At 59.1% G+C, this 25,660-nt stretch carries 28 protein-coding genes and 1 pseudogene; 16 read left to right on the top strand and 13 right to left on the bottom strand.

The features are described 5' to 3' along the window. Positions 1 to 529: 529 nt before the first annotated feature. Complete coding sequence (locus E4191_RS23005; RefSeq protein WP_139616599.1) at positions 530 to 2,437, bottom strand: PHA/PHB synthase family protein; 1,908 nt, start codon at positions 2,435 to 2,437, stop codon at positions 530 to 532. Between the two features lie 228 nt (positions 2,438 to 2,665). Between E4191_RS23005 and E4191_RS23000 the strand changes: the two genes are divergently transcribed. Continuing rightward, complete coding sequence (locus tag E4191_RS23000; protein ID WP_139616598.1) at positions 2,666 to 3,739, top strand: patatin-like phospholipase family protein; 1,074 nt, start codon at positions 2,666 to 2,668, stop codon at positions 3,737 to 3,739. A 240-nt stretch (positions 3,740 to 3,979) separates the two neighbouring features. Here E4191_RS23000 and E4191_RS22995 read toward each other — a convergent pair whose 3' ends face one another. Together E4191_RS22995 and E4191_RS22990 are read right to left on the bottom strand one after the other, a co-directional pair. Continuing rightward, positions 3,980 to 4,738 carry a sulfite exporter TauE/SafE family protein gene (locus tag E4191_RS22995; RefSeq protein WP_139616597.1) on the bottom strand — a complete coding sequence of 253 codons (759 nt, stop codon included), beginning with the start codon at positions 4,736 to 4,738 and terminating at the stop codon, positions 3,980 to 3,982. Positions 4,739 to 4,967: 229 nt separating this feature from the next. After that, entirely contained in the window at positions 4,968 to 5,246 is a 279-nt protein-coding gene (locus E4191_RS22990) for an HU family DNA-binding protein (RefSeq protein ID WP_228461945.1), read from the bottom strand. A 702-nt stretch (positions 5,247 to 5,948) separates the two neighbouring features. On the opposite strand from E4191_RS22990, the gene E4191_RS22985 reads away from it, so the two are divergent. Further along, positions 5,949 to 6,158 (top strand): hypothetical protein, encoded by a 210-nt coding sequence (locus E4191_RS22985; RefSeq protein ID WP_139616595.1) that lies wholly within the window; start codon positions 5,949 to 5,951, stop codon positions 6,156 to 6,158. 190 nt (positions 6,159 to 6,348) lie between these two features. On the opposite strand, the gene E4191_RS22980 is transcribed toward E4191_RS22985, so the two are convergent. Next, the gene (locus E4191_RS22980) at positions 6,349 to 6,546 is read right to left on the bottom strand and encodes a hypothetical protein (protein WP_139616594.1); all 198 of its coding nucleotides are present in this window, start codon (positions 6,544 to 6,546) and stop codon (positions 6,349 to 6,351) included. 65 nt (positions 6,547 to 6,611) lie between these two features. Here E4191_RS22980 and E4191_RS22975 point away from each other — a divergent pair, with 65 nt between their 5' ends. Both E4191_RS22975 and tal read left to right on the top strand, forming a co-directional pair. Then, a complete protein-coding gene (locus E4191_RS22975) occupies positions 6,612 to 7,637 on the top strand; it encodes a fatty acid desaturase (RefSeq protein WP_139616593.1) in 1,026 nt (341 codons plus the stop codon). A gap of 366 nt (positions 7,638 to 8,003) precedes the next feature. Then, positions 8,004 to 8,945, top strand: a complete 942-nt coding sequence (gene tal / locus E4191_RS22970) for a transaldolase (RefSeq protein ID WP_139616699.1) — start codon at positions 8,004 to 8,006, stop codon at positions 8,943 to 8,945. Positions 8,946 to 9,144: 199 nt separating this feature from the next. On the opposite strand, the gene E4191_RS22965 is transcribed toward tal, so the two are convergent. Further along, positions 9,145 to 9,546 carry a DUF1810 family protein gene (locus tag E4191_RS22965; RefSeq protein WP_139616592.1) on the bottom strand — a complete coding sequence of 134 codons (402 nt, stop codon included), beginning with the start codon at positions 9,544 to 9,546 and terminating at the stop codon, positions 9,145 to 9,147. Between the two features lie 577 nt (positions 9,547 to 10,123). Here E4191_RS22965 and E4191_RS22960 point away from each other — a divergent pair. The 3 genes from E4191_RS22960 to ligD all read left to right on the top strand — a co-directional run bounded on the left by E4191_RS22960 (position 10,124) and on the right by ligD (position 13,797). Continuing rightward, entirely contained in the window at positions 10,124 to 10,306 is a 183-nt protein-coding gene (locus E4191_RS22960; protein ID WP_139616591.1) for a DUF3606 domain-containing protein, read from the top strand. A gap of 110 nt (positions 10,307 to 10,416) precedes the next feature. Beyond that, positions 10,417 to 11,319, top strand: a complete 903-nt coding sequence (ku, locus tag E4191_RS22955) for a non-homologous end joining protein Ku (protein ID WP_139616590.1) — start codon at positions 10,417 to 10,419, stop codon at positions 11,317 to 11,319. Beyond that, positions 11,320 to 13,797: a DNA ligase D gene (ligD, locus tag E4191_RS22950; protein WP_139616589.1), complete on the top strand. Its 2,478-nt coding sequence runs from the start codon at positions 11,320 to 11,322 to the stop codon at positions 13,795 to 13,797. A gap of 90 nt (positions 13,798 to 13,887) precedes the next feature. Here ligD and ku (E4191_RS22945) read toward each other — a convergent pair whose 3' ends face one another. Beyond that, positions 13,888 to 14,703: a non-homologous end joining protein Ku gene (gene ku / locus E4191_RS22945; protein WP_139616588.1), complete on the bottom strand. Its 816-nt coding sequence runs from the start codon at positions 14,701 to 14,703 to the stop codon at positions 13,888 to 13,890. Between the two features lie 467 nt (positions 14,704 to 15,170). Between ku (E4191_RS22945) and E4191_RS22940 the strand changes: the two genes are divergently transcribed. The 3 genes from E4191_RS22940 to E4191_RS22930 all read left to right on the top strand — a co-directional run bounded on the left by E4191_RS22940 (position 15,171) and on the right by E4191_RS22930 (position 16,897). Beyond that, positions 15,171 to 15,356, top strand: coding sequence for a hypothetical protein (locus E4191_RS22940; protein ID WP_139616587.1), 186 nt, complete (start codon positions 15,171 to 15,173; stop codon positions 15,354 to 15,356). 687 nt (positions 15,357 to 16,043) lie between these two features. Beyond that, the gene (locus E4191_RS22935; protein ID WP_139616586.1) at positions 16,044 to 16,391 is read left to right on the top strand and encodes a glycine zipper domain-containing protein; all 348 of its coding nucleotides are present in this window, start codon (positions 16,044 to 16,046) and stop codon (positions 16,389 to 16,391) included. Positions 16,392 to 16,462: 71 nt separating this feature from the next. After that, the gene (locus E4191_RS22930; protein ID WP_139616585.1) at positions 16,463 to 16,897 is read left to right on the top strand and encodes an acyl-CoA thioesterase; all 435 of its coding nucleotides are present in this window, start codon (positions 16,463 to 16,465) and stop codon (positions 16,895 to 16,897) included. 400 nt (positions 16,898 to 17,297) lie between these two features. Here the strand turns inward: E4191_RS22930 and E4191_RS22925 are convergent, their stop codons facing one another. Together E4191_RS22925 and E4191_RS24955 are read right to left on the bottom strand one after the other, a co-directional pair. Beyond that, positions 17,298 to 17,615 carry a DnaJ family domain-containing protein gene (locus E4191_RS22925; RefSeq protein WP_139616584.1) on the bottom strand — a complete coding sequence of 106 codons (318 nt, stop codon included), beginning with the start codon at positions 17,613 to 17,615 and terminating at the stop codon, positions 17,298 to 17,300. A 265-nt stretch (positions 17,616 to 17,880) separates the two neighbouring features. Beyond that, complete coding sequence (locus E4191_RS24955) at positions 17,881 to 18,414, bottom strand: DUF4167 domain-containing protein (protein ID WP_176562870.1); 534 nt, start codon at positions 18,412 to 18,414, stop codon at positions 17,881 to 17,883. Positions 18,415 to 18,728: 314 nt separating this feature from the next. Between E4191_RS24955 and E4191_RS22915 the strand changes: the two genes are divergently transcribed. The 4 genes and pseudogenes from E4191_RS22915 to E4191_RS22900 form a co-directional block, all read left to right on the top strand. After that, the gene (locus E4191_RS22915) at positions 18,729 to 19,304 is read left to right on the top strand and encodes a hypothetical protein (RefSeq protein ID WP_139616582.1); all 576 of its coding nucleotides are present in this window, start codon (positions 18,729 to 18,731) and stop codon (positions 19,302 to 19,304) included. A 297-nt stretch (positions 19,305 to 19,601) separates the two neighbouring features. Further along, on the top strand, positions 19,602 to 19,844 hold the full coding sequence (locus E4191_RS22910; RefSeq protein WP_176562869.1) for a DUF2934 domain-containing protein: 243 nt from the start codon (positions 19,602 to 19,604) through the stop codon (positions 19,842 to 19,844). A gap of 59 nt (positions 19,845 to 19,903) precedes the next feature. Next, positions 19,904 to 20,131, top strand: a complete 228-nt coding sequence (locus E4191_RS22905; protein WP_139616581.1) for a hypothetical protein — start codon at positions 19,904 to 19,906, stop codon at positions 20,129 to 20,131. A 179-nt stretch (positions 20,132 to 20,310) separates the two neighbouring features. Then, a pseudogene (locus tag E4191_RS22900) lies at positions 20,311 to 20,678 on the top strand (SDR family NAD(P)-dependent oxidoreductase); the annotation flags it as partial. Positions 20,679 to 20,983: 305 nt separating this feature from the next. Here the strand turns inward: E4191_RS22900 and E4191_RS22895 are convergent. From E4191_RS22895 to E4191_RS22875, 5 genes are all read right to left on the bottom strand, one after another. Continuing rightward, positions 20,984 to 21,736: a helix-turn-helix domain-containing protein gene (locus E4191_RS22895; protein ID WP_139616580.1), complete on the bottom strand. Its 753-nt coding sequence runs from the start codon at positions 21,734 to 21,736 to the stop codon at positions 20,984 to 20,986. A gap of 318 nt (positions 21,737 to 22,054) precedes the next feature. Next, positions 22,055 to 22,603, bottom strand: a complete 549-nt coding sequence (locus E4191_RS22890; RefSeq protein ID WP_228461917.1) for a hypothetical protein — start codon at positions 22,601 to 22,603, stop codon at positions 22,055 to 22,057. A 67-nt stretch (positions 22,604 to 22,670) separates the two neighbouring features. Next, a complete protein-coding gene (locus E4191_RS22885; protein ID WP_139616579.1) occupies positions 22,671 to 22,958 on the bottom strand; it encodes a hypothetical protein in 288 nt (95 codons plus the stop codon). Next, the gene (locus E4191_RS22880) at positions 22,955 to 23,794 is read right to left on the bottom strand and encodes a recombinase family protein (RefSeq protein WP_228461916.1); all 840 of its coding nucleotides are present in this window, start codon (positions 23,792 to 23,794) and stop codon (positions 22,955 to 22,957) included. Before E4191_RS22880 ends, E4191_RS22885 begins: the two co-directional genes overlap by 4 nt. Positions 23,795 to 23,964: 170 nt before the next feature. Further along, positions 23,965 to 24,396, bottom strand: a complete 432-nt coding sequence (locus tag E4191_RS22875) for a GFA family protein (RefSeq protein ID WP_139616578.1) — start codon at positions 24,394 to 24,396, stop codon at positions 23,965 to 23,967. A 270-nt stretch (positions 24,397 to 24,666) separates the two neighbouring features. Here E4191_RS22875 and E4191_RS22870 point away from each other — a divergent pair, with 270 nt between their 5' ends. Together E4191_RS22870 and E4191_RS22865 are read left to right on the top strand one after the other, a co-directional pair. Beyond that, complete coding sequence (locus E4191_RS22870; protein ID WP_176562881.1) at positions 24,667 to 25,293, top strand: LysE family translocator; 627 nt, start codon at positions 24,667 to 24,669, stop codon at positions 25,291 to 25,293. 130 nt (positions 25,294 to 25,423) lie between these two features. Beyond that, the gene (locus E4191_RS22865) at positions 25,424 to 25,630 is read left to right on the top strand and encodes a hypothetical protein (protein WP_139616576.1); all 207 of its coding nucleotides are present in this window, start codon (positions 25,424 to 25,426) and stop codon (positions 25,628 to 25,630) included. Positions 25,631 to 25,660 lie beyond the last annotated feature (30 nt).

Genomic DNA, 25,660 nt, shown 5'->3' with positions numbered 1-25,660 from the left:
TCGGGCATATTCCGGCAACCTCGCATACTATCGTTTGTTCCCGCCCGAGGCTTGACCAAGAAGAAAGCCCTAAGCGGGCATGCGAAATCATCGTTGAAGGAGGGAGGCCCGAGGATGCAAGCATTGCTGGCGATCGTCCGAGAGAGCTTCCTACTACCGGGTCGGCAGGGCGAATATCGCGCTCAACAGCGATAAGGATAAGGTTACTTGGCCCGGGGCTTCGATTGGTAGGGTCAAAGTCCACCCAGTCCGCGCCTGAAAAGTAGATCCTGCTACAAGCAGGGTCGATGCAGAGTTTGCGGAGCCGGCGAGGTCATTTTCCGTGTCGAACAGGTAGCCGGAGATCAGACGGGCTCCAAGCCCAAGGAGCGGATCGCTCTGCACAGGCAAAACATCTCAATCCGGACACGATCCCCGTCCGCGCCTCTGGGGCTCCAAGGGCGTTGATGATGACCCTCCGGGAGAAACGGCGCCTTGAGCGCATCCTCTGGCCATAGCTCAATCTGACCAACTATTGCGGCTCTGAGTCCTATTTTTCCATCACATAGCTGCCGGGTGCGTCCTGCAGTGGCGGGTGGTCGTCACTGCCCAACGAGGGAGGCTTGCCCTTTCTGCCTGAGCGGGTCGCCATCCAGGCTGCCCAATCGGGCCACCAGCTACCTTCGCGGCGGCTCGCCTCCTGCAACCACTGCTTCGGGGTGTTTGCTGCTGTGCCGTCCTCCGATGCCCAGTGCGCGCCCTTGCCACCCGGAGGGTTGATAATGCCGGCAACATGGCCGCTGGAGGCGAGAACGAACCGCACGTCACCGCCGAAGAGCTGGGTGATGCGCCAGGCCGCATCCCAAGGCACGATGTGGTCCTTTTCGGCGCCTACGGAATAGCAGTCCAGGGTGATGCGCCCAAGGTCGATAGGCTTGTCCTTGAGCTTGACCTTGCCCGGCTTGACGAGGTTGTTCTCTCGATAGGTGTTGCGCAGATACCAGCTGTGGGCAGCGCGGGCCATGCGAGTGCCATCGCTGTTCCAGTAAAGCAGGTCGAATGCCGGCGGCTTGTTCCCCAGCAGGTAGTTATTGACAACATTGGCCCATATCAGGTCGTTCGACCGCAGGAGGTTAAACATGTTAGACATCTCGGCACTGTCGAGATAGCCGCGCTCCATCATCTGCCGCTCGATGACGTCCAGGCCATGTTCGTCCATAAACACTGCCGTATCCCCAACCCGCTCAAAGTCCTGCAGCGACACCATGAAGCTAGCTGAGCGGAACCGCTTGTCGCCCTGCGCCGCGAGGACCGCTAGCGTCATCGTCATGAGGGTTCCACCGATGCAGTACCCCATCACGTTGACGGTCTCGCTGTTGGTGATTTTTCGGGCGACGTCGCTCGCCTCCAAGGGGCCGAGGTCCATGTAGTCCTCAATGCCGACCGAATCCATCGACGCGTCGGGGTTCTTCCAGGAGATGACGAAGACCGTGAAACCCTGGGCCACCAGATAGGCGACCATGCTGTTCTTGGGCTGCATGTCGAGGATGTAGTACTTGTTGATCCAAGGCGGCACGATCAGCAGCGGCACGGCGTGGACCTTGTCTGTGGTCGGTTCGTACTGGATCAACTCAATCAGGCGATTGCGATGGACGACCTTCCCCGGCGTCAGTGCCAGGTTTCGCCCTGGCGCGTACGCATCCGCGTCCACCATGCTGAGCCGCCCGGCGTTGAGGTCCGCCATCAGGTTGCGAGCACCGGCGGCGACGCTGGCACCGCCGGTTTCCATCGCCCTCTTGAGTGCTGCCGGGTTGGACATCAACATCAGTGTGGGACTCATCGCATCGACGAACTGGCGTAGATGAAAGTTCACGCGTTGCCGCTCGGCCTCGTCCATGTCCGCCGTGTCGCCCTGTTCCAGAAGCCAGCTTGAGGCGAGCAGATACACCTCCTTCAGCAGGCGGTAGGCCGGGTTGGATTGCCACTCGGGGGCCACAAATCGTTTGTCACCAAAGGCCGGCGCCGGACCCTCTGACGGCGGCTCGACCACCCCCATCCAGCGCCTCCCTGTCTCTTGCCAGGTCTCAAATGTCATACGCCAGAGGTCCTGATTGAACTCCATGACAGACTTCGTCGTCCCGGGCCTCGCGAGAGCACGCTGCCCCACTGTCCGGAGAGCCCATGTGATCTCTGCCCAGTCCAGAGGCACGACCTTGTGTAGGGGGTTGGCGTTCCACATCTGAGCAATGGCGCCCAGAATGGGGTCTCTGGACAGAATGTCGTCATTCGGTCGGGTTCTGTCAGCCGCCATCCCCGAAGAAAAGGCCGGCGGCACTTGCCATGCTTCTTTCAAGGCCTCTCCCGCGGCGGACGTTTGCTCTATCCAGGCGGACCACATGGCTTGTGTCAATGCCGGGCCGGTCCCTTGGCGACGAGCCTTCTCCTCTTCGTCAGGCATTCTCAGATCCCCTAACCTTTGGCCTTAAATCGACACCCATGCCGCCGGCTGGCTCAGCGCACACCGCAACCATAAGGGCCGGATAGCTTGATCTAGAAACCTTGCTTCGCTCTGCTTGGCTGGAACTAAGGCAATCACAGGGGTCGGCACTCTTCAGCGTCAAGCCCGAGGAACCGGGCGTGCTGTCATTTGTTCCCCCTCACGAATGGGAAAAGGGCTGTATTCGTCATGTCGACCTCGAACGAAAGTCAGGCCCGTCAAGTCCCGGTTTCGCTAGCCCTGGCGGGCAGCGGCGCAACGTCCCGAAGGTACTTTTCTTTGGTACTAGGGGGAGGAAATGCGCTCGGCGCCTATCACTTAGGTGCATACCGCGCTCTTGATGCGGAAGGCTTGATGCCGGACTGGATCGTCGGGGCATCGATCGGCGCCGTGACCGGCGCGATCCTCCTGGGCAATCCGCCAGAGACACGTCTGGAGAAGCTTGGTCAATTTTGGCAACAGGCGGCCCAGCCTCTGCCTTGGTCGGCGCCGTTCGCGCTACCTGACACCATCCGGGCAGACATCAACAACCGGGCAGCCGCCGCCGCACTCTTGTTTGGCCGACCTGGTCTCTTCTCGCTTCGGCTTCCCGGTATTTTGTCCACGCTGCCAATGATGCCACCGGACCGGGCGATCGCCTCGCATGACGCGATGGCAGCAACGCTATCGCGCCTCATTGATTTCGAGCGCCTCAACACGGCTGAGCAGCGGTTTTCCTTCCTTGCCCTCGATGTGGAGAGCGGCGAGGAGGTCTGGTTCGACAATCGCGATGACCAGATTAAACCCGAGCACCTCCTCGCAGCGACCGCTATCCTCCCCATGTTCTCTCCCATCGAGATCAGCGGCCGCCTGCTCTGTGATGCGGGGCTGGCCAACAATCTCCCGGTGGACCGGGTGTTCCGGGAGCCGCCCCAAGGCGAGCACCTGTGTATCGCCGTCGACTTGTTTGCTTTGGGGAAGGGACGGCCCCAGACCCTGGACGAGTCGGCTGCGCGCGCGCAGGATCTGATTTTCTCTACGCAGTCGCGCCGGACGATCGCGCGGATCGAGCAAAGCTCGCGGGCACAAGAGGGCCAAAAAGACCCGGCATCGACGCTGGCACTCCTTGCGTATCAGGCGCCGGAGCATCAGCGAACTCTGAAGGCACTCGATTTTTCCCGCTCCTCACTGGAAGAGCGAAGCGCCCAAGGTAGAGCGGATATGGAAGATCTCCTGGAACGCCTTGCCGAAACCCCGTCCAGGCCCGGATTTTCATTGAGGTAGCATAGCACACGACCCTTCAGAGATCGGCTCCCGCACCAGGGCCTGTAGATTATTGGTCAGGCGAACGATCTGTGATGATGCTTTATTTTAACATTTGTCGGCTGTCTTTGTGTTCGGCCGTTGCGGATTCTAGGATCACGGCAACTTTGAGAGAAGCAGCCTTAACGCTGTAAGACCACATCGACGCAAAGAACATAGGCGCCGGTCAAGCGCCCTTCTGCATGAGGCTCTACTTCTGGCCTAAACAAAAAAATACCATGTGCTGAGTGCCAGTCCGGTCACGATGACGAACCGTCGGATGATGTGTTGCGGCACAAGCCGGCCGACCGTCACACTACCCCATCCTCCAAGGATGCTTGCCACAGCGACGATCGCAACCGCTCCGTAGTCGATGGCCCCGGAAACAATGAACACAACCACGGCCAAGCCTTGCATAATACAGGCGAGCCAATTCTTGGCAGCGTTAAGGGCGTGGAAGTCACGTCCTTCGGTAAGGGAAAGAGAGGCAAGCATCATGATCCCCATCCCCGCACCGAAATAGCCCCCATAGATCGCCACCAACCCCTGCAGACCCGTCGCGAGCGGTCCCGGCGTATCCTTTTTTCGGCGAGACGCCAGGCGCTCTCCCAAGGTCGCGATATGGGGTGCGATCATGAACAGGACGGTGGCAAACAGGATCAGAAAAGGGACGAGTGCGCGGAACGCCCCCTCCTCGGTGTTGAGCAGCAGCAAGCCACCCAGAATACCGCCGATCGCGGAAACAATGGAAAATGGCAGAAGCCGACGGAACGCGCGCGCAATCTCGCGGCGATACGCAAAGGTCGATGCAATCTGGCCTGGCAGAACCGAGACTGCACTCGTTGCGTTGGCGGTCACCGCGGGAAGACCGACGGCAACCAGCGCTGAGAAAGTGAAAATCGTTCCGCCACCGGCCAGTGCGTTGATCGCCCCCGCCACGAGACCAGAGCTGGACAGCAGTAGCACATCACCGAAATTCATTACGTCTATTTCTCCCTACACCCTGCCCGCCTGAAGACTGGCGAGACGCATCTGACCCGCGGCGGTCGGGGCTACCCGATATTTGCCGACGCCGATTTGAGATCAGACCTCCGGTCAGCCTCGGGGGCGTAGGAAGCATGCGCATGCGCACAAAGCAACGGCCTGTCACTCCAGCCCGAACAGATTGGGGGAGAACAAGCATGGAAAGGATATGATAGAGTAGGGGCGGTCAGCTTTCGGGGTTCAGCCGCGTCAGAAGCTGTTTCCAGGCCCTGAAGGTCGGGACCTGCTTGGTCTCGACCTGCACTGCGCCGCCATTTCTCGGGTCCCGGCCAATTCTCGGATTTCGAATCTTGCTGGTAAAGCTACCGAACCCCCTGGACTCGACCCTCTTGCCATGTGCCAGATTGTTGGTGATCGGGTTAAAGATCGATGTCATGGCAGCCTCTACCACCAGAGGCGAAAGACGCGGGTTGGCTCGCGCGAGCTTTGCCCCTGCGCGAGAAATCGCCCGGAGGTTTTTTCATTTCGAAACAACCGAACTGAAATTTATTCAACGTCCAGGTCAAGCCCAATGTTGTTACGTGAAAATAGGTGCAGCGGAGGGGCCTCGCCATCAAATGAGGCAGGAAAGTTGCATAGGAAAGCCCATGGCTCAATTCCAAAGCTTGGGTAACAACTATAAAGAGAATAATTTTATCTTATTCACCCAATACTTTTGTTGTATAGAATCTCAGTCCGTGTACTTTTGATGCAATGTAAGGCGGCCAGAGAAGGGCTCTTTCGAGAGATGCCAGAATCTTGGAAAACAAGCTCGTCTTCCAGATTGCCGCCAAAATATCTGACGCGGGAAGAGTGGGATCTGGTTATCGCTGCCGTAGCGGCCTATCAGCATAATGCCCAGTATCGGGCCCTCCATCTCAAGCTGATAGATCAGTATGCGTTTTCCCCGGAAAACATCCAGAACAGGACATGATTTTCTAAGTCAGGGGGATATGTATCAGAACGCAAAATTCTGCAAGAAGACATATCCCAAAACGAGTTGATTTTTTTACGACTGCTGAAGATCAGCATATCAGCTGGTGATCGGCCGCATCAAGAATTCTAATCTTGAAAGAACGCGACGTAGATCCAGCGTCGTCCTTTTGGGTTGAAGCATCCACTTGCTAAAGGGACGTCTACATCAGCTCCAATATTAATCGAGGTTGTCATGTCCAAGATGAACTTTGAAGATGAGATCGCCGCGCTGCTCAATAGAATTTATGCGTCCAGCCCAAGGGACAGATATCTCGCAGCAGAGCAGTTGCGAAATGCTGTTACTGCAATTAAGTTACCAACCCTGCGGGAGGATAATTTTTCAGGTGAAGACAATCTTTTAGATTCAGATGAAGAAGATCCATTCAATAACGTCCCTGTTTAAGATGCCCACCGGGCACTTAAGAATGTGGCGCTGACGACGACGAATTTTAAGATAAGCTGGTTTGTAGGATATCGGGCGCCTTGCCGTTTTAAGTCAACCCCGCCCTCACAGTCAGCGGCTTATCATTACTTTTAGTTTAGCCGCGCACGTAAATCTGATATAGCGCAAATCGAAGATCGCCTCGGCGTGGTCATGCACGAGCGGACAGTTGCCAAATAGCTGGCAGCCATTGGCTTCCGCCGCCCACTCCAGAAACCTGCTCGCGATGTATCATGATGCGCTGTCTTCCGACAATCAACACCGGCGCAATGGGCTTTGACTTCGGAACTAATAGGTCAGCAGAGCATTCAAAAACGTCCTTTCCCTGCGTTGCTTGCAGGACGCTCATGTCGCTGCCTTCTGGCAAGGCAGTTAACCGCCAGAGTGAGACTGGCCCTTAAGCTATAGGCTTTGATGCTCGACAACTATCATTCTCCCCGAACATCGCGCGAATGGCTCAGGATACTGGCGCGCTATCGCGATCCTTCCAACCGCCGGAGCCTTTTTGAACTGGCAGTGACCCTCGTGCCCTTCGTCATCCTGTGGGCTTTGGCTTGGATGGCGCTCTCGGTTAGCTGGGCGCTGACATTGGCTTTAGCCATGGTCAATGGCCTCTTTCTCGTGCGGCTCTTCATCATTCAGCACGACTGCGGGCACGGGGCCTTCTTCACGAACAGGAGTGCGCAGGATTGGCTGGGTCGTCTGCTGGGTGTTCTGACCCTCACGCCTTATGCACTCTGGCGACGCACCCATGCGATCCACCATGCTCATCACGGCAACCTTGATCAGCGCGGGATCGGGGACGTACTGACTCTGACGCTAGATGAATATCGGGCACGTTCACCGAGCGGGCGCTTCAGGTATCGTTTGTATCGTCATCCTGTGGTGTTGTTCGTGCTGGGGCCAAGCTATCTCTTCTTCTTGCAAAACCGCATTCCCATTGGAGCCATGAAATCGGAGCGGCGCTCCTGGATGTCGACAATGGGCACCAACGCTAGCATCGGCGTCATGTTGGGGTTGATCCTGTGGCTCGGAAGCTTTCTGCCTGTGCTGCTGATTTTTCTGCCCACGACGATTGTTGCAGCGACGATTGGGGTCTGGCTGTTTTACGTGCAGCACCAGTTCGAGGAAACGCACTGGTACACAGGCGAGAACTGGCAAATCCATGATGCGGCTCTCGACGGCAGTTCACACTACGTCCTGCCGCAGCCCCTGCGTTGGCTGTCAGGTAACATCGGCATCCACCATGTTCATCATCTTTACTCGCGCATCCCCTTCTACCGCCTGCCCGATGTGATCCGTGACCACCGCGAACTGGCCGAAGCGCAGCGCCTGACCATCCGCGAGAGTCTTGCCGGGGTGAAGCTCCACCTGTGGGACGCTCATCAAGAGAAGCTGATCTCCTTCACCGAAGCCCGCGCACGGTATCAGCTCGATTGAGGCCAAAAGCAGCGGGTGGGTCTTGTCCGCGTTTTGGCGATAGGCTGGCGTCGCAGTACTGAGATTTGTTGGTGTCTTCCTTTCTCAAGAATGGAACAAGGCATTATGGGGGCGCTGTTGCGCAAACCTGAAACCGGTCGCAGTGCTCCTTTACCCAGTCCCACTTATCCTGCAGAAATCGTAACGGGTATGTCGAGGGCGGTGAACCGCTTCACGACCGCGGCTTATTTTTGCTGCGTTTTGGTTGGGGTGGGACCGGCGGCCCGGCGGAGACGTTGTATGAGCAATTCGGCATCACCCGCGATGCCATCGCGGCCCGCGCGCAATCCCTCGTGGCAGGCTGACGAACAGACAGGAGAAGATGCCATGAGGACGGTTCTTGACCAATTGCGCGACATGACCGTCGTGGTTGCTGATACCGGCGACGTGACGGCAGTCAAACGCTATCAACCGATCGACTGCACGACAAACCCTTCGCTGGTGCTGGCCGCTCTGTCGGATCCAGCATCGGAGGAAATGATCGTCGCCGAGATCGAAGCGGGCCGTAAGGCGGGCCTATCCGCCCACACCCTGCCCGACACACTGACCGTGGCGGTGGGAACGCGGCTAAGCGAGCTGGTGCCCGGCCGCGTCTCGACCGAGGTTGATGCGAGCCTGTCCTTTGACACCGATGCCTCGGTCGCCCGTGCCCGCGCCATCCTGGCCGATTACGCTAAACGCGGTGTGGATCGCGAGCGGATCCTGATCAAGCTGGCCTCAACCTGGGAAGGTATCCGCGCGGCCGAAATTTTGCAGGCCGAAGGCACCGACTGTAATCTAACGCTGCTGTTTTCCATGGCGCAGGCGGTAGCCTGCGCGGATGCAGGGGCCTATCTGATTTCGCCCTTTGTGGGACGAATCACAGATTGGTACAAGAAGGCGGAAGGGGTCCCTGGCTATGACTCGCTTCAGGATCCGGGCGTCAACTCGGTTCGCAAGATCTATGACTACTACAAGGCGAATAACATCGCGACGGTTGTCATGGGCGCATCGTTCCGTAATACGGGCCAGATCAAGGCATTGGCGGGTTGCGACAACCTCACGATCGCGCCCAACCTGCTGGACGAACTGTCCTCTGAGGTTGCAGGCCTGCCGCGCGCCCTGTGGCCCGGACAGGCCCATGCCGAACCGCACAAACCGATCACCGAAGCGCGGTTTCGGTGGGACATGAACGCCGATGCCATGGCGACCGAAAAACTAGCTGAAGGGATCCGAAACTTCGACGCCGACCATCAGAAGCTAACCCGGATCATTGCAGAACGGTTCTAAGCTGCCGCACAGGATGAGCGCGCCAAGTATCCGGACGCGCCGGCTCCGTGACGCGCTTAACACGACGTCGATGGAGTTTTGTCACTGGATTTGACTACTTGGTTTCAGCCCTATTCAGGGCATGACTATCTCCATCCTGCAACTGTTGCGGCCGACAGGTCTGATCGACGCCTGATGATCGACCGTGTCCCGGCCTGGTTCAATTCGGCGAGACGCAGACGCTGTTCCGCCTGGGGATAGGGCTGGCCGTCGAAAAAGTATCGAGAATCTCGTCAAAGGCAGCAGAACCATCGGCGGCGAACAGGGTGGCCGAAGACTGCAAATTGCTGGCATCAAACGTGCCGAAGATCGCCTCGGCCGATTGGTCGCCATGTGCAAGGACGGCGTGCACGTAGGCGACCAGCCGCGACCCCAGCACTGGATGCGCAAGATACCGTCGCACCTCGTCGCGATCTTCGATGCCATACAGATGGCACATCATCGAATGGCCTAATCCGAGCATTTGCGGGAAGATGAAACACATCCAGTGGCTTTCCTTGCGGCCCTGTTCTAGTTCGGGAAGGGCGACCGCATCGGCGCGACCTTGCGCTGCTGCGAGGATCGGATGGACTGGATTTCAATAATTTTTTTGAGCTGGAAAGGTTGAGAAAAATCCATTCAAATGACTTATCTTACAGAGGTCCAACTTATTGACTTCGTTGCCGCATGAACGACGTAAACCGGATTTTCTAGCAAGATCTCGAGCTCGATGGCATCTATCAGCAACCAGAGCCAAACCAGCATCCCTTGCAGTTCGTGCGCGGTGTCCAACATACGAGGGCAGGGATCAGGAAGCTAGTTTCGATGAGAAGCTGCAAGAAAAGCCCTCGCTTTTCTGACAGCGTCTCAATTGCTGTGAGCGGACACGGCAATCCGATGTCACAATGCCGGACTGAAACGTGTGAAACCCGCCTATTTGGTATCCAGAAAGTCGGCTGGCGACGGCTATCGCGTCACCGTGAAACGCGAGGCGGACGATGAAGCATCCAGCTTCCTGCACGAGCGTATCCAAGTAGGAGCGGTTCTGGAAGCCACGCCACCCGTCGGTGATTTTCCTCGCTTCTCGGCGGCGTGCGATAACCCGTGCGCTAGGAACAAATAATGCCTCCCCCAGTTTCACGCTCCGGAAGGAGACAGCCATGAATGAGAACAAGACCAGCCGTGGGCGTGGGCAGGACCGTCGTCTCGTCGCCGGAAAGCAGGAACACGAAGTTCGCTACGAGGCGAAAAAGATGGACGTGCCGAAGGACGAGGTGCGCGATGCGATCGCCTCCGAAGGCAACAGCCGCGACAAGATCGAACGCAAGCTGGACAAGAGCTAGCTCTGTCCGCAAGCTGCCGGAGCCGGTGCCACTCGGTCTCGCGGCGCGATGGGCTGCGGGCCCGACGCGCGTGAGACCGAACGTCTGAACCGTTGGCTGGAGGAACAAAGATGGCACCGAGGGTCACCTGGAAGGGCGCGGTGAGGCTCGGGGAGCTGACCGTTCCCGTCGCCCTCTATGCTGCGGCAACCACGTCGGAGCGGATTTCCTTCCACATCATCAACCGCGACACGGGCAACCGTGTGCATCGTGAATACATCGACGAGGAAACCGAGGAACCCGTCGACAAGGATGACCAAATCAAGGGATACGAGATCTCCAAGGATCGGTATGTCATTCTCGAACCCGACGAGATTGCGGCGGCGGTGCCAGACAGCGACAAGATGCTGACCATCGAGGCCTTCATCCCATGCTCATCGATCGAGACGGTCTATTTCGACAAGCCCTATTTCATCGCGCCGGCGGATGAGGCTTTCGCAGATGCCTTCGCCGTCCTCCGCGAGGGGATGCGCAAGCAGAAGGTGGCGGCGCTAGCGCGAGCCGTGCTCTTCCGGCGCGTGCGCACGGTGATGCTGCGTGTCCAGGGACTCGGTCTCGTTGCCCATACCCTGAATTTTGACTACGAGGTCAGATCCGCCGACGAGGCTTTCGAGGATCTCCCCGACGTGAAGGTGGAGGGGGAGTTGCTCGATCTCGCCAAGCATATCATCGGGACCAAATTGGGGACGTTCGATCCCAGGAATTTCGATGATCGATACGATCAAGCGGTGGCGGAACTGGTCAAGGCCAAGATCGCGGGTCGGAAGATCAAGGCGCCGAAACCCCCGAAGGAGACCAAGGTCGTCAGCCTCCTCGACGCGCTGCGCAAGAGCGCAGAGGCGTCAGGCTCAGACGCTCAGGTCACGACGAAGAAAGGCACCGGCTCGCGAAAAGGCTCTTCCGGAAAGTCGGCGTCGAGCGGGTCTGGAAAGAAGGCAGCCGAACCGTCGAGGCCCCGGAAAAAGGCCGGGTAGATGACGCTCGAGACCTACAACAGCAAGCGCAACTTCGGGACAACGCCCGAGCCGCGCGGCGATGCGGGCGACCCGGGGGAGGGGGATCGCTACCTGATCCAGAAACACGCGGCGCGACGCCTTCATTACGACCTGCGCCTCGAACTCGATGGGGTCCTGCTCAGCTGGGCAGTCACGGAGGGCCCGAGCCTCATCGTGGGCGAGAAACGGCTTGCGGTCCAGACCGAGGATCACCCGCTCGCCTATGGCGATTTCGAGGGCACCATTCCGCAGGGACAATATGGCGCGGGCAATGTCATCCTCTGGGACAGCGGTCGCTGGAAGGCCTTGGCCGACCCTCGAAAGGGCCTGGCGAAGGGGCACCTCGAATTCGAGATTGAGGGAGGTAAGCTCGGTGGCCGATGGCATCTCGCCCGCATGGCGAGAAAACCGCGCGATACGAGGGACAACTGGCTCCTGATCAAGGCCGAGGATGCGTTCGCCAGGAGAAAGGGGGATCCGGATATCCTTGATGAACGCCCCGAGTCGATTACCTCTGGCAGGTTGGTCGAAGACCTTTCCGGGACGTCGCCCGGACAGTCCTGCAAATCGCGGAAGGCGGATGCCGAAGAGACGCAGTTACCGCCCCCCAACGCAATCCCGGCGGAGTATCCTGGGTTCATTCCCCCGGCGCTGGCGACGCTGAGATCCTCCGCGCCCGCTGGCAAGACCTGGCTCCACGAGATCAAGTTCGACGGATACCGCCTCCAGGCCCATCTCCGTGACGGCGAGGTCACGCTCTTCACACGAAGCGGTCATGATTGGACGGACCGCTTTGGGGCCGCAATTCCCGCGGCTCTCGGGAAGCTCAAGGCCCGCACCGCGATCCTCGATGGCGAGGTCGTGTCAGAGGGCGCGAGCGGCGCCTCTGATTTCTCCGCGCTGCAGGCCGCACTTACCGACGGCCAGACCGATAGTCTGGTCTATTGCGCCTTCGACATTCTCCACCTCGACGGCAGCGACCTGAGGCCCCTCGCGCAGATCGACCGGAAGGAGGCTCTGGAGGCACTCCTCCAGGGATCGGGCGAACCCCTGAGATACAGCGCGCATTTCAAGGAGAATGGCGAGCTGGTCCTGCGCCATGCCTGTCGTCTCAGCCTGGAAGGCGTGATCTCGAAGGATGCACGGGCGCCATACCGGTCGGGCCGGGGCAAGGCCTGGATCAAGTCGAAATGCTCGGAGCGTCAAGAATTCGTGGTGGCTGGCTATACGAGGTCCTCAACCTTGCGCAGCGCCATCGGATCGCTGATCCTCGGCTATTATGAGGATGATGCGCTGGTCTATGCAGGTCGCGTTGGGACCGGGTTCACGCAGAGGGTTGCAGGCGAGCTCTTCATGCAGCTCGGCGAGCTTGAGCGAAAGACCAGCCCGATCGCCGCGCCCCTCTCATCCGAAGAGAAGCGCGATGTGGTTTTCGTTCGCCCCGCACTCGTCGCCGAGGTCGAATTCCGTGCCTGGACGGGCAGCGGGGTCGTCCGCCACGCGTCGTTTAGGGGCATGCGGGAGGACAAGGACGCCAAGGACATCGTGCGGGAGTCGGGTGAGGCTGAGCCCCGCAAGCCGGCCCGTCCTGCAATCCGGCTCACCAGCCCGGAGCGGCTCTACTGGAAGGATGCGGGCGTCACCAAGCAGGGCCTTGCGGAATACTACTCCGACGTCTGGACCCGGATGGGGCCCTTCATCGCGCATCGGCCCCTTTCTCTGCTCCGATGTCCAGAGGGGGTTGGGACGCACTGTTTTTTCCAGAAGCACGCCTGGAGAGGTCAATCAGCTGAAATCATGAAGGCGCGGGACCCGAAGGATGACGCCGGGGAGCCGATCATCGCGATCGACAGCCTCGCGGGTCTGATCGGTTTGGTGCAGGGGGGCACACTCGAGGTCCATCCCTGGGGTTCCCAGCTCGGCGATCTGGAGCGTCCTGACATCATCACCATGGATCTCGATCCGGGATCCGGTGTCTCATGGACCCAGATCATCGAGGCGGCTGTCGAAGTCCGGGATCGCCTGAAGGCAGCGGGCCTCGAGAGCTTCGTGAAGACGTCGGGTGGGAAAGGCCTGCATGTCGTGGCGCCCCTGACGCCGAAGGCGCAGTGGGATGAGGTGAAGGCCTTTACGAAAGGCATTGCGCAAGCCATGGCCGCAGACAGCCCGGAGAGATACGTCGCCACCGTTTCGAAGGCGAAGCGGGGCGGGAAAACGCTGATCGACTATCTTCGGAACGGCCGCGGGGCCACGGCGGTGGCTCCGTATTCCACGCGCGCGCGCCTTGGGGCCGCGGTCTCGATGCCCCTCGACTGGAGCGAACTCGGCCCTGCGATCGGCCCCGACCACTTCACCGTCAACAATGCGGTGGCCCGCATCAGCAGCACGCCCGATCCGTGGGCGGATTTCTGGAAGGCTGCGGTGCCGCTGACCAAGCCCGGCCGCAAGGCGCCCTAAAAGCGCGCGAGTCGAGCGGCGTGGGTGGCTTCCGGACAGTGTTTCCTGCCGCAGGGCCGCGTTTTCCGGACGTCCGGCGCCGTGCGGTGGTTAGCTGCCCTTCTTCTTCTTCTCTGTCGCAATCGACTTGCGCAGCGCGTCCAGGATATTGACCACGTTGTCGGGCGGCGCCAGTGCGTCGTCAGGCTTTGCCTTGCGCGCGCCGCCGGACTTCTTCTTCTTTTTCTTGCTTGCGATGAGGGTCTTCAGGTTCTCCTGAACCGGATCGGTAACCATCGAAGCATCCCAGGGCTTGGATTTCTGGGTGATGATTTTCTTTACCATCGTTACCAGCTTTGGATCCGCCTTGCGGTCTCCGATGTCCCCGAAGACATCCTTGGGCTGGCGAACCTCATCACCGAAGCGAAGCGTCCAGAGGACGATGCCCTTTCCGTAGGGTTCCAGCATGACGGCCCGCTCGCGCCGCGCGAGGACCAGGCGGGAGATCCCGAGCGTGCCGGTCGCTTCCATCGCCTTGCGGATAACCACGAAGGCCTCCTGCGCCACCTCGTTGTCGGGCGTCAGGTAATAAGGGGTATCATACCAGATCCATTCGATACTGTCTGAAGGAACGAATTGCTCGACATTGATCGTCCTGGTGCTTTCCAGGCCCATGGCCTGTAGCTCATCATCCTCGATGATGATGTGGCGTCCACCCTCGACCTCGAAGCCCCGGACCTCCTCGTCATCATTGACCGTCTCGCCGGTCACTTCGTCGACAAAGCGGCTCCTGACCCGGTGGCCGGTCTTCGCGTTGACGGTGTGGAACCTGATCTTCTCCCGATCACTCGTCGCGGGCGACAGGGATACGGGGCAGGTGACCAAGGAAAGCTTGAGATAACCCTTCCAGTATGGACGTGGCGCCATGATGCCCTCCCGTGACGCGGACCAACGCTTGATGGATGCTTAAGGTTCGAAGGAACGCCCGGGTTCTGCGGAGCGCATGCCGTTTGATCGACGCGGTTATCCACAATTTTTGTGAGTGTATTGGTGGATAAAAACGTTTCCTTATTTAAATTTAGTAAGCTAACAGCCTTTCTTCGATGCTGCCGGTCGGAACTACAGTAGTCATGCCATCGGATGAAAGCGTTGCTACCGGGATGCGATCCGGATCATTCATGTTACGCCCTTAGTCTGACGGCATAATATCGCCGCTTGTGGCGACGAGACGCGGCGTCTGTCTATGCAGAACATCAGCGCCTGTGCTAACTTGTGCGTGTCCCATAAGATGGAAGGGCCCCGGCGGATCGGGGCCCTTTTGTCATTTGGACCTGAACGAAGAACCTAGTCTGGTGTCTCCCGCAGATGCCGGTCTTCTCTACGGGAGCGCGCGGATGATCGCAGCTAATCTGGCTTTTGCCTTCGCGATTGCCGTCGCCGTCAAAGTGCTGTTTTTATTCAGCGGGTTCGCATACTGGGAATGCCTCACGGCTTACGCCGTTTGTGGCGCATTCTCGATGATGGCGTTTGCCTGGGCGTCGCTCACCGAGATCCCCGTACGCGCAGATCAAAGGTCATGACAAACGGGCTTTCTGCCTAGGATACACGTCCCGCCCACCGCTACCGTCGACATTCCGCAGCCAATCGTCGGTGTTCGCATAGCCGACGCGCGCCATCGGTCACCGAGAGAAGCCCAGGCCTCGGATATACCAAGGCCCCGGCATCATCGCGATACCGAGGCCCTTTTGCCCTGGCGCGGGCTGCGCACTTGCTCGTGCGGTGATTGCCCCCGGCCTTTGAACCGTAGCAATCTGCGCCGCGCCCTTCAGATGGAAAGGGCCGCGCCGTGACGGGGTTTTTGGCTATGCCGGCCGGGCACTCACCGTCTGATCCCAGATGCTTCACGAGTGAAAGTCTCAAGCCCCGCAAGGCGCATCCTGGCCTTATCTCATCACCCCCGGTCATCGCCTCGAACAGCCCGGCTGACAGGGGCGTGCTGGAGGCCATCGGCCCGGTAAGCGTTCCTGATGTCTGACGGGCCATCCGTCTTGCTGCATCCTGCATCCATACTTTGTCCAAGGCCATGATAATTTGCGCATGGTTCGGGAGCGCCCAGTGGCGCATCGGTTGGGCATAAGGGAAGCGCATACTCTGCTTGATCAACTGGCCAGTCAAATCCTGCCCATGCCTCCTGCGCCGCCCGTGGAACCGCCCGGGTGACCATCAGTTTCGTTCGTCAGTAGCGCACAACACGAAAGAGCCCTTAAATGGCACAGAAGCCGACTGCTGAGCTGGAACACGCCACCATCGCTCCTACCGATGACCCCTCCAGCAATCCCAAGATCGGCGCTGCGGGGCTTGCAAAGCGCGGTGCAGCCTTGGCAAGCGACGCTGCAGAAGCCACCCGCGCGTATGTTGCTCCCCTCCAGGAGGCAGGCCAGGATTATGCCGGGCGGTTGGTCAATGCCGGGCACCAGAAAGCGCAGGAAGCGGCCTTCTATGCCGAGCTGGGCTATGAAGAAACCCGGGATCTGGTTCGCGGCTATCCGATCCGGGCGTTGGGTATCGCCGCCGGCATTGGCGTCCTTATTGGTCTGCTAACGGGGCGGCGCTGAGAAGCGCCACCGGTACGTGCGGCCGTGAGGGTCGCCCGCACCCTCATGCGGCGTCGGGAGGCAGGGTGAACATGAACAGCAGCACGAAAGCGTCTCCTCCCGCCTTCCGCCACCCCATCACGATCTCCCCGCGGGAGATCGACGGCATGGGGCATGTCAACAACACCGTCTATCTTCAATGGGTGCAGGAGGCGGTCGTCCGGTATTGGCAGCACAGGTCTCCTTCCGAAGCGCAGGCCGAGCTTCTCTGGGTGGCTCTCAAGCACGAGATCACCTACCGCCTGCCGCTCTTTCTTGAAGACAAGGTGGAGGCGTGGGTCACGGCCACGGGAACGCGCGGATCCCGGGCCTCCTTCACCACCCTGTTTAAGCGCGGAGATGATCTGGTGGCGGAGGTGCGCAGCTCGTGGTGCTGCGTCGATGGCACCAGCCGGCGACCGCGCCGGATCGCGTCCGAGATCGCCCGCGCTTTCCTCCTGGAAGATGGCGGAGGCCCGGCAAGGTAAGAGCACAGGCGCTCCTTGAGCGTACATGAGCGCCCGCGCCTGTCTTACCCGAAGATGGACCGGCCGGTGAAATGGAACCGGTTTTGAGCCGCCACCGTCCCGGCCAGAGAATTGCCGCTGTCTTTCAGCCCTGGTGTCTAGATGGCAATGGGTGACTACCCCGGGACGATCATCATGAGCCCGCCGCCCATTTCAGATTTCTGGGGATCCCCACCCGAAACGCAAAGTTGCCGGAAACGGTCATCGATGATGGCGACATACGGAACCGCCCCCTGCGGATTCAACTCGAAATGCGACAAAGGTTTCGATGTAGCCTGACCCGGGCAGGCGGAGACATCCGCCAACGCAGCCCGGCCGGGTCAGGCGGGGGATCTAGCGGCGGCAATGACGGCTTGGTGGCTTAGTTGCCGTAGAAGCGTCGCCGCGCTTCCTGTTCAATGCTGAGGCGCAACTGAAGATCATTCAGCTTGATCATCTCTCGCTTGCGAGCCTCTTCGCCCGTTGTTTCCCGCAATATTCGGGATTGCGCCTCGACGGCTTTCCGCAGTTGAATTTCACGCGGCACCACGCCTGCGTCTGCCATAATGCGAAAGCCGATAGCGTCGGCGCTTCCATCACCTTCGATATTAATTGGTTTTCCGGCGCCCTTAAGGTTGTCAAGCTGGCCTTCAGCTTGCGCTTTCAAAATCTGTCGTTCAGCAAGATCTGAGACCTTCATCTTCCGCCCCTTTCAGTCGCACCAACTGTTGCACGACGGCGCGTTGCCATGTGCTGCAAAACCCACCCATTCTTTTTATAGGGCCGCCACTGATTGAGGTCAGATTTTTTATGCAGTTCCGTCCCGCTTAGTTGTCGGTCGCCCGCCGCCGCCATCCGTTGGCTAAGCGGGGCTTAGCGGTCAATCGCCACCCCGGTGGCTGAGAGTACCCGAGCTCCATCTGGTGTGGCATGTCGCTCACCAGCATAGCTATAGGCGGTGCAAATCATGCCCGAAGTACCAAGCCTAGCTGTGCCAATGTGTAACCATGCTGTCCGGCAACCCGCTCAAGGTCAGCCGCTGCCGCTGCCCGTTTCGCGCTCCTAGTTTGCTCTCGGCTCCTGGGCTCGTGGAGCTTTGGCGCGATCTTTACGATGACGGCCTCAGGCTCAGGCGCTTTTTCAATGCACACCGCAGCCAATGGAACGGTCATGTCCGCATCACCGGCCGAAGAGCGCGTCTCTGTCGCAGCCGGCGCGGGCGCGTGAGGCTGATACTTTACAGGCCGGGTGTAGGTAAGAGGGGCGGGATTGCCCAAGCGGGTATAATGCTCGGCTGATTGCAGGAAGGCCTCGGACGCCACGCGATCATTCGCAAGCCGAGCCTCTTCTGCAAACTGAAGATAGCGCTCAACGAGTTGCCGCGCTGTGCCTCGGATCTTGCCGTTTGCGCTCGTGCTCTCAAGGACATGATTGCCGGGATCACGCTGTTGTTGTGGCGAACGCGATGCGCCATTGCGTCGATGTCGATGCGGTTTCATGAGCCAATTCGATAAGGAGAGCGGGGGATGCGTACGCCGCATCCTGCCGAGATAGGGTGAAGCACTCTGATCAGCAAGACGGCTGTTGCATCGCCGCCGCGTTGCCCGGCATCTCCACCATAGGGATGGGTGTCCAACGCCCTGATCCGACAGCTTTGCGGGGGATCTCGCCTGCCTTCAATACTGGCTCTTGAGGCTCTGGTGAGGTCATGGCGGTGTGTTTCGGGTTGAACTGTCAGGCCGTTGTTGACTGAAATTAAATTCTTCTTCTCCCGAATGGCATACAGACTTCATAAGTCTCTGGGGTAGATCAGATGGACATCACGGCGTTCTTTTTCGCGGCATTAGCCCTGCTGCTTGTTCCGGGCCCAACCAACACCCTGATGGGGGTTGCAGGTGCCAATGGCGGCCTACGCCATGTGGTGCGACTGATGCCCGCGGAAATCGCCGGATATCTGACGACCATCCTACCTCTTGCCGTTGTCGGCAATGAGCTGCTCGCGCGCGTCCCCGGCTATGGGGTCGCCTTGAAGCTCGTGGCGGTAGTCTGGATCATGGTGCTCGCAGTCAGGCTCTGGGATGCTCAAGCTGGGGGTGGCCAAGGTGATGCAGTCAGCGCGAAGCGGATCTTTCTGACAACAGCGCTCAATCCCAAAGCCTTGATCTTCGCGCTGGTGCTATTGCCCGCGGTCGGCGATTTGGCCTTCGCGCTTCACCTCATTCTTTTCTGCGTCCTGGTAGCTTTTGCTGCATTGGTTTGGGGGAGCGTGGGAGCCTTGACGCGCAGGCCTGGCGCGGGAGCGATCTGGGCACAGAGGCTGCAACGCGTTGCGGCAGTTTGGCTTGCGGTCGTCTCGGTTTCACTGGTGTTGGGGGTGATGCAGACGTGACACGTGAATACGCCAGCCTCGTACGCGCGTCCGATCTGCAACCACCCGGTTGGTCGAGTGCGCACCCTACCGACGATTTCAAGGCGTGATCAATTCCCGGGGCAGATGGCCCCCAGGCAGGCGAAAATCGTCCCGGGTCCAGGTGAGGTCACCCCAGGCAAAGTGACAGGCCGTCGCGGGAACATGAGCCGGGTTAGACAGTTCAGGATCTGTGGCGTCGGTATGTGACGGCGCAGACCATCCGGACCTTCGCCTTGGGCAAGGTCCGGAAGCAGACATCATCAAAGGACGATGGATATGGACAAGACGGACCAGATCCGCCAGCGCGCGCAACAGATATGGGAAGCGAGCGGTCGCCCCGAGGGGCAGGCCGCCACCCATTGGCAGCAAGCCGAGGCTGAACTTATCGGACCGGACACGTCGGACACGGTCCGTGTGGCGGGTCCGGCTGAAATGCGCGATCCCCCCCGCCAGTGGTCAGAGGCTGACGAGTTGTCGGATGAATCCTTTCCCGCCAGCGATCCACCCGGAACCTACTAAAACCAGCCGACTCAGGGCGGCGTCGTTAAGTGAGAGACCAACAGTGAAAGGAATGCCAGATGCCCGCAGCATTGACCATATCGACACAGAACGAGTCGGGGGCGGTGGTAATTATTGACTGCCTGTCGAATGATGAGGTGGCAAAGAGTTCAGCCGCCGACGATGCCGAAACCGTTGGCGATCAGGAAGTACGCTATCGGGTCAGCGATACCGGGCAAGCTGTAACTCGAATAGATCTAGGCAAGTATCGCATCGACGAGACAGGCGAGACGCTGATCGAAACCTGATCACAATCCCCCGGTAAGGCCGTGACCGCTCGGACGCCAGAGGTGAATCTGAATTATTTGCTATCGAGCCGCTTCTTCTTGAATCGGTGCCGCCAGGGCGGCGCGCACACACCAACGCGAAGAGCCAAAGCTACCGTTGAAATTCAAATGCCTCTCACAAGATTGACGGAGGCTGAATGATGTCGCTTTCCCTTTTCAAACTCACCGGACGCACGGCACCGATCACCGGATCCTCGCGGGGACTTGGCCGCGCCCTTGCGAAGGGCTGGCAGGCGCGGGCGCGCGGGTGATCCTGAACGGGCAGGACAAGGACCGGCTGGACGACGCCGCGACCGAGATGCGCGCCGCAAGCCGTGACGTGCTGACACTTGCCTTCGACATCGCGGACGAGACGGCCATCATCGCGGCCTTTGACCGTCTGAACGCTGAGGAGATTGAGGTCGATATCCTGATGAACAACGCCGGCATCCAGTTCCGCCGGCCCATGCTTGAGCTGGACAGTGCCGACTGGCGCCGGGTGATCGAGATCAACCTGACCTCGGCCTTCACTGACCAGATACCCCGGAGTGACTGACCGGATGTTGTCGGACAGCCGACCGGATGCGTCGGATTGCGCATCCTGGCGGTGTAGACGATTAGTGCCCTGAGAAAACCCGTTCATTCGGCGCTTCCTTTCTTCAAACGAAGCTTGCATCGCTCTACAGCTTTCAGACGCTGGTGCTCAGCCATGCAACAGTGCCGCCAGAACTACGCGTTGATGCTGATGTACATTGGGTGCCGTTTCCCGGCCCGTCTTTCACTTGCCGGAACCGCCGCAGGGGCATGTTAGCGGCCCGTTGCACTGTGTCCGCATCATGATCTGGCATAAGAATAAGAGGTAGATTTGGATTCAGTCCGCTTGGCAGACTCGCGTAAACTGACGGCTTTCCCCATCTGGGCCAGAGCCTTCGCAAGTCCTGAATCCTCGATCTTGAACATGGCGAACTCGGCCAGATCAAGCGCGGCAACATGCTCGGCTTTCATGGCAGCACGATCAGCGCGGGCAGCTTGGTCATCATCCGGTGCCACTGGTCGCCCAGCCCATCGCCCGAGAAGCGCCAGAGCGCGCTTTGGCGCCGACAGACGATAGGCATTGCTGACCTGGCGAACCTGCGGCCCTCGGCCGTCATTGGGCACAGGCTCGAAGCGGCGCAGCCAGTCTAGAAAGCCGTGATCGCGCAGCGCTTTTAACGCTCGCACAACGGCATCCCGGGATCGGCGCAGCTTGTCGGTTATGTAATCCAAGGAAGGGTCTAGTCGGCCCGATTTAAAGTTCACCAGATTGGCGAACAGGGCCAGCACCTCCAGGGCGATGCCTCCGAGGGGCCCGTTGCGTTTGCCGGGCGCGCGTTTGGTCCGCTCATACTGGCGCGCGGCCATCAAGACCTTCTGTACGTCCTGGCGTGACGTTCCACGCCAGAAAGAAGCCTCGCAAGATCCCGCACGACACGAATTTCGGTGGATGGGTTTGCGGTTCGGTTCACGGCCACCGGCGTGCGCGCCATCAATAGCGCTGTCTATGCGCTGGAAGAATTCGCCGCTTGCCGCGGCTGTCTTGGTATTCATCTGTTGCTCCTCGATCAAGAAGCGCGGTGTCCGCAGGCAAGCCGTATCCGTTCGCACAAATGCGCTTTTGCTCTTGATTTTCAGGAGCGGGAGGGTAACTGTAGCAGGTGGAATATGGCTGCTAATACAGGACGCCAATCCTGTGTTACTAAACCCAAGCTCCTCGTGCGGACCCCCGCGCGGGGGGTTTCCTTTTGGGGTGGTGGATTTATTTGATTATACTCGTCCCTCCCTTTGCGAGCATTTGGCCGCACAGGCCACGCGAGAGGGGCAGATGCGGTATCTGATTGAGTGGCGATAAGCGTTCAACTATCTGCATCAGTAGATCTGCCATATGACTTCAGAAACCTGACCTTCGTAGTCTCTGGTTCGCATGGCGATCCCTCGGATCGACCTGCTCGTGTCGATACCGCGATAGCCGACGGTCTCCTGAACCCATGACGGGGTATTCCCGAGGCTAGTTCCAACCCAACGGAAGTCCCCGTTCTCGTGGTAAAAGCCTTCTTGCGTCGAATCTCTGACATTGACGCCACCGCTGTTGCGCTGGCCTTCGTAGTCGACGTGATAAATCTCGATGCCGTCACGGTAGCCCCGGATTTCGTCCGACAAACCATCGCTGCCAGTGTTGGGAAGCGGTGGCATGCCACTTGCGCCCATAGGGCAGTTCCAAAGCTGCAAAGGCGGCTCGATGGGAAACGGCGTAACGCGACGGATCATTTCGACTTTGGCTGCCGTGCATTCGGTTGATGCAGGAAAGCCGCCTGCCAGACACAGCAGGATTGCGCAATCAATTGCATAGGCGTCAGCTTTTGGTGCCGACGCCAGGGCTGCGGCGCAGGCTGCAGCTCCCAGAATTTTCAATCTCATCGTGAACCTCCTTTGGGGTGCGACAGCACATGAGAACATCACCATGCCTGGCAAATGATATCTTGCATCATTCAATTATGTTCGTTGGGAACGCTTCTTTGTAGCGATTGTGCCAAACGGTGCCCCGTTCGATCGTGTCAGCATGTGACCGTTGAAGACACATGAGGTAGGCGTTCAGGTCACTGAAATATCTATCATATTCATCTTTCAGCAAAATCCCGTATTCCGCTAGGACTTGTTCATTGACGATAGGATCTTCCGGAAACAGACACAGATGTAAGGCTTGAGGCGTGGCGGGTAGAGCGCCAGGTCCTATCATCTGCGACAAAGCCAAAACCGCGACAGTGCCGATCATTCGGTATGCTCCATGGCCGGAGAAAGCGCCCGTATGAGGGTGGCTCGACTGACCCCAAGGGCCTTCGCCGCCTGAGCTTGCGTCATTTGCGTGGACGTTAACCATGCTTGAGCTTGGGTAATTTGGGCAGGCGCCGAGAGGCGCCGGCGTCCTATGATGCGGCCACTGGCGCGGGCAGCTTCCAGTCCGGCCCGTGTGCGTTCCGCGATCAGGTCACGCTCGCACTGTGCGATCAGGGCGAAGACATGAAACATCATCCGGCCTTGCGGCGTCGTGGTGTCGATCTGTTCGTTCAAAGACCGCAGGCAAACTTTCAGTTCGGAAAGCCTGTTGGCAACTGTGATCAGCTCTTTGACGCTTTGCGCCAGCCTATCCAGCCGCCAGACGACAAGGGTGTCATCGCCCGACAGGTTAGATAGCAGGCGTCGCAACCGAGGCCGCGCGTTTTCGTCCGCGCCGCTTTCGGCCTCCGAGACAACATAGTCGCATCCTGCGGCGTTCAGAGCATCGTGTTGCAGCCGATGCTCCTGACCGCTGGTCGATGCCATCGGATAGCCTCCTATCGCCATCACATGCTTTCCCAATGTTGCAAAAGCCAGTCCGCAATGGACATGCTGCAAAAGTCGCCTTTGAGACGGCTTTTGCAGCACGTTTGACGCTGTTGCGCCAACGATCGGTTTTGGACACTTCGAGAAAGGGGCAGGGGAGGCGGGCATTCGTTGATCCGCGTTGCAGCTTTGGAACTGCCGTATGTGGATGCGTCTGCCCGCCTGCGAAAGCAGTATGACCTTTTGGTCCGACAAAAGGTCAAAATGACGTTTTTGCTTGACAGTCACGGGCTGCCATTGGGATCGGCGATTGCAGTTACCGCGATCACCACACCTTTTTGGAAAGCAGCCTCACGGCCGTAATACAGCATCGACGCGAAGAGCCCAATGCCCCTGGTCGTTGCCGGGAGTGCCTAGCGGTGAGCGGTCTATGCCGAGGTGGGCGCGTTACAGGCGTTTCAATTGATGTGCGGATTGGATGCCTCGTACTCGGCTTCGGTCTTCCGAAGGTGATCGCCTTCCAGCCGGATCGAAGCCATGGCCTTGTCGGTGTAGATCTCAGAGTGCAGCGGCCAATCATAAGCGGCCTCAAATAAACCGGCCATCAAATCGTACTCCGCTGCTTGGTCATCCGTGTTTCGCATCCAAAGATGCGTTCCGCACGAGCCGCAAAAGGCGCGCTCAGCAAAGGAAGTGGATTGAAAGTGCCTGACCGGACCCTCCACGGTAACCGCCTCGGCGGCGGCCGTGAATGCAAGGAAGACCCCACCGGTCCATCGTTGGCACATGCGGCAATGGCATGCGCCCGGCTTTGGGTCGTGCTCTCCATCGACACTCACGGTGACTTCACCGCAAAGGCAGCGACCTGCAAATTTCGTCGTGCTATCCATTTTTCATTCCTACTGAATTGCCAAGTTTGCGGCAGCAAAGCCCAGAAAAACGGAGCTTGCAACCATCCGAGAGCTGTCCCACCCCTTTGCAGATTCAAGATGAATTGCGCCACGTGCACTGACGTCGCCTAATACGGATGGGCGGAAACATCCACCATTGCAGCCCACCCAGATCAGGCGGAAAGGTCGCGCAAGCATTGACGCGAGGAGCCCTTTACGGACGGTCGCCCTAGTCCTTAGCATCTGCAAAGTGTGAAAAAGGAGATGGCGATGCCCGAAATGACTGTGCTTCTGACTTACCTCGCAGTGCTGGTCGGCTTCGTCTTCTTTCCGGGGCCGTCGATCCTGCTGACTTTGGCACGTGCCTCAACCTCGGGAACTCGGGCGGGAATAGCTACGAGCCTCGGTATTGGCTTGGGAGATGTAATTCACACCCTGCTGGCCGTCGTAGGGGTGTCGGCCATCGTCATGGCGTCTGCCAATGCTTTTCTGGCAGTGAAGTTGCTGGGCGCTGGATATTTGATCTACATCGGTCTTCGTAGCATCTTCGAGCGGACTTCTCTTCAGGGCCAGCCTGATTTGCCGCTGATCACTCCGCGCAAAGCATCCCGTCAGGCATGTCTCGCTGAGGTGCTGAACCCGAAATCGGCCATGTTCTTCCTGGCGTTCCTGCCGCAATTCGTTGCTCCAGATCAGGGAAACGTCGCCCTGCAACTGCTGGTGCTTGGCCTGCTGTTCGTCGTGGTGGGGACTGCTGCCACGCTTTTGGTGGCGGTCGGCGCAGGCGCTATCGGAGCAACCTTACGCAGCAACCCCGCCATACAGCGTTGGCAAGGAAAAGTGGTGGGCACCCTGTATTGCGCTCTGGGTGTCCGACTTGCATTTCAACCGCGCTGACCACTGTCTGCTTGGTCCTGCAACGCTACCGCCCGTGCATTAGACAGGCATCAACGCGGCGAGCCCTTTGCGGTCATTCGGGTACAGGGCTAAGGTCCGTAGTAAGAGGCATCAGCAGCAGGAAAGCCCTATGAACCGCATGATTTGGGCTGGCTTTGCGATCGCCGCGTGTTGTTCGGCGGCATCTGCACAGGAGGCTGAACCGGACCTTAGTCAGCCTGACAATTCGACAGTCATGGCCGAAGCCACTTGGGACTGGCAACCCGGAGATCTGATTTTCCGCAATGACGTGAACGATGTGTTTCGGCGTGCAAAACTGACCCCCTTGGCGGGGTAATCGGCGTCCAATTTTGACCCCCCTCGGGTT

This window comes from Paracoccus liaowanqingii, from assembly GCF_004683865.2.
In the GTDB taxonomy this organism is placed as follows: domain Bacteria; phylum Pseudomonadota; class Alphaproteobacteria; order Rhodobacterales; family Rhodobacteraceae; genus Paracoccus; species Paracoccus liaowanqingii.
Note: the sequence above shows the minus strand (reverse complement) of the source record. Positions and strands in the feature narration are given on the sequence as shown.

What these genes read in the sequence shown, in the direction of transcription:
- E4191_RS24955 (WP_176562870.1), bottom strand. Translation starts at nt 18,414, where the DNA reads ATGAAACCGCATCGACATCGACGCAATGGCGCATCGCGTTCGCCACAA.
- E4191_RS22885 (WP_139616579.1), bottom strand. Translation starts at nt 22,958, where the DNA reads ATGATCGGCACTGTCGCGGTTTTGGCTTTGTCGCAGATGATAGGACCT.
- E4191_RS22925 (WP_139616584.1), bottom strand. Translation starts at nt 17,615, where the DNA reads ATGAAGGTCTCAGATCTTGCTGAACGACAGATTTTGAAAGCGCAAGCT.
- E4191_RS22875 (WP_139616578.1), bottom strand. Translation starts at nt 24,396, where the DNA reads ATGGATAGCACGACGAAATTTGCAGGTCGCTGCCTTTGCGGTGAAGTC.
- E4191_RS22910 (WP_176562869.1), top strand. Translation starts at nt 19,602, where the DNA reads ATGGACAAGACGGACCAGATCCGCCAGCGCGCGCAACAGATATGGGAA.
- E4191_RS22980 (WP_139616594.1), bottom strand. Translation starts at nt 6,546, where the DNA reads ATGAGCGTCCTGCAAGCAACGCAGGGAAAGGACGTTTTTGAATGCTCT.
- ligD (WP_139616589.1), top strand. Translation starts at nt 11,320, where the DNA reads ATGACGCTCGAGACCTACAACAGCAAGCGCAACTTCGGGACAACGCCC.
- E4191_RS22985 (WP_139616595.1), top strand. Translation starts at nt 5,949, where the DNA reads ATGTCCAAGATGAACTTTGAAGATGAGATCGCCGCGCTGCTCAATAGA.
- E4191_RS22930 (WP_139616585.1), top strand. Translation starts at nt 16,463, where the DNA reads ATGAACAGCAGCACGAAAGCGTCTCCTCCCGCCTTCCGCCACCCCATC.
- E4191_RS22905 (WP_139616581.1), top strand. Translation starts at nt 19,904, where the DNA reads ATGCCCGCAGCATTGACCATATCGACACAGAACGAGTCGGGGGCGGTG.
- E4191_RS23000 (WP_139616598.1), top strand. Translation starts at nt 2,666, where the DNA reads ATGTCGACCTCGAACGAAAGTCAGGCCCGTCAAGTCCCGGTTTCGCTA.
- E4191_RS22890 (WP_228461917.1), bottom strand. Translation starts at nt 22,603, where the DNA reads ATGAGATTGAAAATTCTGGGAGCTGCAGCCTGCGCCGCAGCCCTGGCG.
- E4191_RS22960 (WP_139616591.1), top strand. Translation starts at nt 10,124, where the DNA reads ATGAATGAGAACAAGACCAGCCGTGGGCGTGGGCAGGACCGTCGTCTC.
- E4191_RS22915 (WP_139616582.1), top strand. Translation starts at nt 18,729, where the DNA reads ATGGACATCACGGCGTTCTTTTTCGCGGCATTAGCCCTGCTGCTTGTT.
- E4191_RS22865 (WP_139616576.1), top strand. Translation starts at nt 25,424, where the DNA reads ATGAACCGCATGATTTGGGCTGGCTTTGCGATCGCCGCGTGTTGTTCG.
- tal (WP_139616699.1), top strand. Translation starts at nt 8,004, where the DNA reads ATGAGGACGGTTCTTGACCAATTGCGCGACATGACCGTCGTGGTTGCT.
- E4191_RS22995 (WP_139616597.1), bottom strand. Translation starts at nt 4,738, where the DNA reads ATGAATTTCGGTGATGTGCTACTGCTGTCCAGCTCTGGTCTCGTGGCG.
- E4191_RS22975 (WP_139616593.1), top strand. Translation starts at nt 6,612, where the DNA reads ATGCTCGACAACTATCATTCTCCCCGAACATCGCGCGAATGGCTCAGG.
- E4191_RS22895 (WP_139616580.1), bottom strand. Translation starts at nt 21,736, where the DNA reads ATGAATACCAAGACAGCCGCGGCAAGCGGCGAATTCTTCCAGCGCATA.
- E4191_RS22940 (WP_139616587.1), top strand. Translation starts at nt 15,171, where the DNA reads ATGATCGCAGCTAATCTGGCTTTTGCCTTCGCGATTGCCGTCGCCGTC.
- E4191_RS22870 (WP_176562881.1), top strand. Translation starts at nt 24,667, where the DNA reads ATGCCCGAAATGACTGTGCTTCTGACTTACCTCGCAGTGCTGGTCGGC.
- ku (WP_139616590.1), top strand. Translation starts at nt 10,417, where the DNA reads ATGGCACCGAGGGTCACCTGGAAGGGCGCGGTGAGGCTCGGGGAGCTG.
- E4191_RS23005 (WP_139616599.1), bottom strand. Translation starts at nt 2,437, where the DNA reads ATGCCTGACGAAGAGGAGAAGGCTCGTCGCCAAGGGACCGGCCCGGCA.
- E4191_RS22935 (WP_139616586.1), top strand. Translation starts at nt 16,044, where the DNA reads ATGGCACAGAAGCCGACTGCTGAGCTGGAACACGCCACCATCGCTCCT.
- ku (WP_139616588.1), bottom strand. Translation starts at nt 14,703, where the DNA reads ATGGCGCCACGTCCATACTGGAAGGGTTATCTCAAGCTTTCCTTGGTC.